Source organism: Flavobacterium sp. (genome assembly GCF_965657075.1).
Taxonomy (GTDB): domain Bacteria; phylum Bacteroidota; class Bacteroidia; order Flavobacteriales; family Flavobacteriaceae; genus Flavobacterium.
Genome location: NZ_CBFHMV010000042.1, coordinates 1 through 6,148 on the forward strand (window position 1 = coordinate 1; position 6,148 = coordinate 6,148).

Consider the following 6,148-nt stretch of genomic DNA (forward strand, 5'->3'; position numbering starts at 1 on the left):
CTTAAATTGAAAGTATCGCGTTATTGAAATTGGTAATTTGGAAGAAAATAGGGTTTTTTCACAGCCTGACGTTTTGCTGCTACCCGAAGGGCGGGCGATTCACCACAAATGTTGATTAAAAGTATAAAAGTTCCTGATACCACAAATGTATCTTTGGAATACGAAACCCCGCCTTTTGGGTAGGTGCTGTTAGGCACAGTGCTTTTAATTCTTGTTTGCATATATTTTAATCGCTATTTCTTCTCGAGTGTCTTGGTTGGCATTTTCTAATTCAGATAATTCAGAGTCTGAAATTTTTGCCCAACCTAAATAAAAATCATAAATCCATATGTCGTTAGATTTATTGTTTCGTCCAATGTGAATAGTTCCTTGTCCATAGGTTTTACTTTTATAAAACATACTGGAATTAAATTCTAATTTTCCTGAATTCTTTGGAAATGTTTCTTTTGTAGGGGCTTTTGCAACTTTCCAATAATTCTGATAATATTTAATTTGTTCGTCTAATTTAATTTCTTTTCCTGTAAGGTGTCGATGATAACTATCAAGTATAATTCCCGATATATCGTCTGGATGATAAACTCCTTTTTCATTGAAGTATTTTGACAGACGGCTACCTCCCCAAAGTTGCCAGTTGTTTCTCATCCACATTCCAAAACCCATATGCACTCTTCCAGAAAACTCATCTTCGGTCCATTGCTTTACTTTCATTTTTGTTGAATCATTCCAAAATTTATCTATTTGAATAAAACAGTCTTCAATATCTTTCGGAATGTAAACGCCTCTTAAACTGTCGGTCGTAAAGCGGACGCTATCTTCTTTTGCCCATTTTTTTTCTAAAAGCTGAAATGGTTGAATGATTTTATCTTGAGTAATATTGTCCTTATTCAGATATGCTTTAAAGGAAATTAAGACAATTGTTTCAATATGTATTGGATAAGTTATACCAAGTTCTGAGAAGTACTTTTCCAGTTTAGTCTTTTTGGAGGAATTAAGCCCTGTTGTCCAATTAGAAATAGTTTCATAGTCACCGCCCCAAGGAGAACAAAGATTTAAAAGACTGTCGTTGCTTGTTTTTTTAATAATTGTCTTTAAACTGTCAGGGCAGTCAGTCTGTAAATAGGTCATTGCTTCTGAGATGTCCTTAGGAACTTTTCTCTTCTGTCCATAAGTTAAATGAACAGTCAAAAAAAGAAAAGTAAATATTAATAATCGTGTCTTCATAGCATTGTGCCTAACGTCAGACTGTGAAAAAACCCCACAATCTTTCTAACAAATATAGTAAAAAATTTGTAAGAAAATCAGATTTTTTGTATTTTTAAAGATGCAACATATCCAAGGAATATCCCGCCATCAGCTACAAATGAGTAGTTTAGAAGATAAAAAATCGGCTGATAATTCAGTTCGGTTTATTGACGTTTTTGTGAATCATATCGATTTTTAAAAACTCGATGGTAAGCTATTCAAATTTTTACATTTTGAACTACAACAAAAAAACAAACCTCGCTTAAAAGTGCTTAAACGAGGTCGGAATTTTATGTTTTTTGGAATTTTGTTTAAAAAATAGTAGTTGTGCAACAGTTACCTGTGTTAGCAGCTGTTATGTTAAAATAAAATCTTCTAACTGTTTTAATGCAGGATATTTATCAATATTATTTGAGTCAAAACTCATCCAAAAAACCAAATCAATATTATCTTTTCTATATCCTATGTATCTAGCTATTTCTTTTAAAATCTCCATTATGTCCTTACCGTGAAGTAAATGTCTAAAGTCAATATTTTCACATTTCTCATTAGCTTCTATAATTGCTTTATCTAAATCTTCTTTTGTGGGTTTTTTTACTGCAGTTTGAGTTAAAGCAGTTTTATATTTTTCAATATTTAGTCCTGTTTGTGGACTATAATATCTAGAAAAATTCTCATTAATTCGTTGAAATGGAAAGTCAAATTTTTGTTCAGTAGAACAAAGTCTAAGAATTGCTATACTCTTAGCTTTTGAAAATTCATTCAATAAAAATTCGGGTGTAATTTTATCTGTCTTTAAACCTATTTTAATAAATTTGTTAAGATATTCGTGTTCATATAGATAAGATTCTAAATCCCTGAAATCTGTTAAGATTATTGCATTATTAAGGTTCTCATTATTTAAAATTCTATTAAAATCGGCATCAATAAAACATTTTATTTTAGCAGTTGAGTTTTCAATTTTTTGTGCGAATTCAATGAGTCTTGATCTATTTCCTCCTTCATCTATTGGGATTTCGACACTGTCTATTTCAAAAAAAATAGTTTGGCCATTATCAATTTTTGAAAATAGATGTTCAAAAAATAATCTGTCAGTTAAGCCTTCAACATAAATAGCTTTTTTATCAGGATCCATTTCAAAGGACTTGATTATTGCTTCAGGAGTTCTTCTTATCTTATCTGACATAACTTTCGGTAATTAATGAATTTGTATAGTTAGCCGCAATATCAGGTGAGTGTGTAGCAAATATAAATTGTGGGTTTGCTTTTGAAGAAATTTGTAATAATGCATTGATTAATTTATTTTGCCAACTTATATGCATCGACATTTCAGGTTCGTCAATTGCAATAACAGTTCCCTGAACTTGAGTACATAAAGCAAGAACTGTTAAATATAACAAATGATATTCTCCAGTGCTCAATTGTGATTCAATTATTAAATCATTGTTTATATTTTTAATTTCTACACCTTTTTCAATTGATACTTCTATATTTTTATCCAATAGAAAGTCATTTAATATTTTTTCAAAAATTAATAATCTATCAGCTAAATTTGTTTTTTCTTTATACCTTGATTCAAGTACTTCTAAATAAGAATTTATTACAGTTAATTTATGTTCTGAAGGTTTAGACTCATTTTTTTCTTTATCTAAAATGGAATTAAGTTTCTTTTTGTCCCATTTTTCTCGAGCTATACCTAATCTTTCAATTTGAAATATTTTTTCTGTTTCAGTTATATCAATTATTCTTTTCTTTAAATCAATTATGCTAATCTCGGTTGGGTTTTCAATATTTGATAATATTTTTTCAAAAAGTTCGGGTTCATCAGTACTAAAAAAACGTCCGCCATAAACCTGCGATTCAGTAATGAATCTTCTAACTTTTTCAGCTAAAGAAGAAACTTTCAAATCACGTCTTGTTATTAATTTACCTGAGCGCTCTTTAACAATCATATCTTCTTTTAAGTTTTTTTTCATTAATCTTTCTGTATCAATGAATTCAAAAGAAAAATTCTCTAAATCTTTTTTATAAAGCTCTCTTACTTTTACTTGATTTTGCTCTTCGGATGGATTTAGTGTTCCAACTTCTTTAGGATTTAGTTTGACTTTAGCGTTTCTATATTCAACTTCAAGATATTCTAAAACATTTAAAATATCATAATTTGCAGTTACAGAAACAGTTTCATTATTAGAAAATTTAAGATATGCTCTACGAAAGTTTAATTGTCTAAATATACTGAAATCTAATTGCATTAATCCTTCAATCATTCTTAAAACAGTGGTTTTTCCTATGCCATTTTTACCATAAAGCATAATTATTGAAGCTCTTTTTTCAGAAGATTTAACTAATGAAAAATTAATGGAATGATTGTAAAGCCCAAATAAACCTTCTACATAAAATTCTTTGTATTCCATAATGTATTATTTTTTTAATGTTTTATATATTAATCTCGGTTAACAACAGTTTTCTTATAATAGCTGCTAACGTCAGACTGTGAAAAACCCCACAATCTTCCTAACAAATATAGTGAAAAATTTGTGAGAAAATCAGATTTTTTGTATTTTTAAAGATGCAACATATCCAAGGAATATCCCGCCATCAGCTACAAATGAGTAGTTTAGAAGATAAAATATCGGCTGATAATTCAGTTCGGTTTATTGACGTTTTTGTACATCATATCGATGTTGTGGATAACAAACATAATTTGGTAGTTGTCACGTGCAGTATCAACATACTTGGTGTACCCGATTTAATAGCCAAAATCAAGACATGGAACTCGCCTTATAAGAGAAAGGCTTGGCTTTTTGCAAAAACGACCTATATAAAGCTGTTTTTAGCTCAAATAACTTTTAGAACTACTCAAAATACATCAAAATTTAACGTAGCTTAAATTGAAAGTATCGCGTTATTGAAATTGGTAATTTGGAAGAAAATAGGGTTTTTTCACAGCCTGACGTTTTGCTGCTTCTGGCAGTTGCGTAAATTTATGACTTAATTTCACAAGTACAAAACTACTCATAGAATTTTCTGAGAAAATTCCAAACAAGCACTGTCCTAGCAATTGCCACAAACGGTGGTTAGCTGCTGTGCCATCGTTTAAATACCTTTCTTTCAGAATGATTTTCTTTCCAGATTTTTATTATGTATTTATCTTCAGGGTCTTCCTGATAAGCTTTCTCAAAATTTAAAGAACTTATTCTAATTCTATACCATGATGGCTCAACATCAATTTCTAATTCTACAGTTGAATTGGGACAGTCTTGTATTTGTAATTTTCCAGATTTTATTTCTAAACTCCCTTCTACAACATGGTCAAAATTGGAAAAATCATCTTCTGTCACTTTAGATTCTAAAATTTCAATCTCAATATTTGCCAACGCTTCATCATTTTGAATTGAAACTCCTAATATTCCGTTGTCAATCGCAAGTCTATCGTTAAAAGCTTCATCGTTCCAAAAATTCGGATTAGAAGTGTCGTGCTCCAATTCCGCATATTTGTCTGCAATATAAAATTGTCCATATTGTGTAAATATTGAAAGTTCGTGATTCATCATGAGGTTTTTAGGCATTGCAGCTAACGTCAGACTGTGAAAAAACTCCACAATCTTCCTAACAAATATAATAAAAAAATTTGTAAGAAAATCAGCTATTTTGTGTTTTTAAAGATGCAACATATCCAAGGAATATCCCGCCATCAGCTACAAATGAGTAGTTTAGAAGATAAAATATCGGCTGATAATTCAGTTCGGTTTATTGACGTTTTTGTACATCATATCGATGCTGTGGATAACAAACATAATTTGGTAGTTGTCACGCGCAGTATCAACATACTTGGCGTACCCAATTTAATAGCCAAAATCAAGACCTGGAACTCGCCTTACAAGAGAAAGGCTTGGCTTTTTGCAAAAACGACCTATATAAAGCTGTTTTTAGCTCAAATCATTTTTGGTACTACTCAAAATACATCAAAATTTAGCTTCGCTTAAATTGAAAGTATCGCGTTATTGAAATTGGTAATTTGGAAGAAAATAGGGTTTTTTCACAGCCTGACGGTCTAGGCTAGCGAAAGTGGCTTTGATTTATCACTGACCAAAACAAATATAGACAAAATTTCGATTCATAGAGGTTTTTCCGAAGGAAAAACCAAGCCCAAGCCATTTTTGCTAACCGTTGTTGTAGCTATTTTAAATGCGTTTCTAATTAAGTCATAATTAAACTTAGGTTCACCATCTAAAGCCCTTAATGATATAAACTTTGAAGCACCATTTAATTTCATGTTCATTTTAATGAAAACCTTCATTATTGAATTTTTATTTTCTAAAAGTTTTTCAGGTTTTTTATAATAAATATAAATAAATTTTTCATGAGAAATAACAGTTGTTTCTACACTTTTCATTTGAATTGATTCAATATCTTCCCAATATATAATTTCTTCTTTTTTAAATATTTTAGAATTATTAATAATCCCTTTTTCATTTAAAATTAATGCCGGTTTTTTAGAGAAAAATATAAGAAAAAAACCTATTATTCCTATAACTCCAATAGAAATTGAAATAAATCCCAAGGCAATGATGAATATTTGATTATCAAATTTAATTCCTCTGTAATATCTATGTAGAAAACTTTCAGGCTCAAATAAAAACCAAAAACCACCTAATATTAAAATTATTGAAACAATTATTATTGTCTCTAAATTATTGAAATTTCGTTTAATAGTTATCTCTTCCATAAATTACCTACAACGTCAGACTGTGAAAAAACCCCACAATCTTTCTAACAAATATAGTAAAAAATTTGTAAGAAAAGCAGCTGTTTTGTGTTTTTAAAGTTGCAACATATCCAAGGAATATCCCGCCATCAGCTACAAATGAGTAGTTTAGAAGATAAAATATCGGCTGATAATTCA

The 6,148-nt window shown here is 29.9% G+C and carries 8 protein-coding genes; 2 read left to right on the forward strand and 6 right to left on the reverse strand.

Features of this window, described 5'->3' with window-relative positions; all coding sequences use genetic code 11:
* Positions 1 to 20: 20 nt before the first annotated feature.
* The 4 genes from ACTF56_RS12660 to ACTF56_RS12675 form a co-directional block, all read right to left on the reverse strand.
* Positions 21 to 221, reverse strand: coding sequence for a hypothetical protein (locus ACTF56_RS12660; protein WP_438967274.1), 201 nt, complete (start codon positions 219 to 221; stop codon positions 21 to 23).
* A complete protein-coding gene (locus ACTF56_RS12665) occupies positions 205 to 1,221 on the reverse strand; it encodes a DUF6794 domain-containing protein (RefSeq protein WP_438967275.1) in 1,017 nt (338 codons plus the stop codon). Before ACTF56_RS12665 ends, ACTF56_RS12660 begins: the two co-directional genes overlap by 17 nt.
* Positions 1,222 to 1,597: 376 nt before the next feature.
* Entirely contained in the window at positions 1,598 to 2,428 is an 831-nt protein-coding gene (locus tag ACTF56_RS12670; RefSeq protein WP_438967276.1) for a DUF4435 domain-containing protein, read from the reverse strand.
* Positions 2,418 to 3,656 carry an AAA family ATPase gene (locus ACTF56_RS12675; protein ID WP_438967277.1) on the reverse strand — a complete coding sequence of 413 codons (1,239 nt, stop codon included), beginning with the start codon at positions 3,654 to 3,656 and terminating at the stop codon, positions 2,418 to 2,420. Before ACTF56_RS12675 ends, ACTF56_RS12670 begins: the two co-directional genes overlap by 11 nt.
* A 155-nt stretch (positions 3,657 to 3,811) precedes the next feature.
* Here ACTF56_RS12675 and ACTF56_RS12680 point away from each other — a divergent pair, with 155 nt between their 5' ends.
* Positions 3,812 to 4,132: a hypothetical protein gene (locus ACTF56_RS12680; RefSeq protein ID WP_438967278.1), complete on the forward strand. Its 321-nt coding sequence runs from the start codon at positions 3,812 to 3,814 to the stop codon at positions 4,130 to 4,132.
* A gap of 187 nt (positions 4,133 to 4,319) precedes the next feature.
* Here the strand turns inward: ACTF56_RS12680 and ACTF56_RS12685 are convergent, their stop codons facing one another.
* Entirely contained in the window at positions 4,320 to 4,796 is a 477-nt protein-coding gene (locus ACTF56_RS12685) for a hypothetical protein (protein WP_438967279.1), read from the reverse strand.
* Between the two features lie 111 nt (positions 4,797 to 4,907).
* Here ACTF56_RS12685 and ACTF56_RS12690 point away from each other — a divergent pair, with 111 nt between their 5' ends.
* Complete coding sequence (locus tag ACTF56_RS12690; RefSeq protein ID WP_438967280.1) at positions 4,908 to 5,228, forward strand: hypothetical protein; 321 nt, start codon at positions 4,908 to 4,910, stop codon at positions 5,226 to 5,228.
* A gap of 131 nt (positions 5,229 to 5,359) precedes the next feature.
* On the opposite strand, the gene ACTF56_RS12695 is transcribed toward ACTF56_RS12690, so the two are convergent.
* On the reverse strand, positions 5,360 to 5,971 hold the full coding sequence (locus ACTF56_RS12695) for an STM3941 family protein (RefSeq protein WP_438967281.1): 612 nt from the start codon (positions 5,969 to 5,971) through the stop codon (positions 5,360 to 5,362).
* Positions 5,972 to 6,148 lie beyond the last annotated feature (177 nt).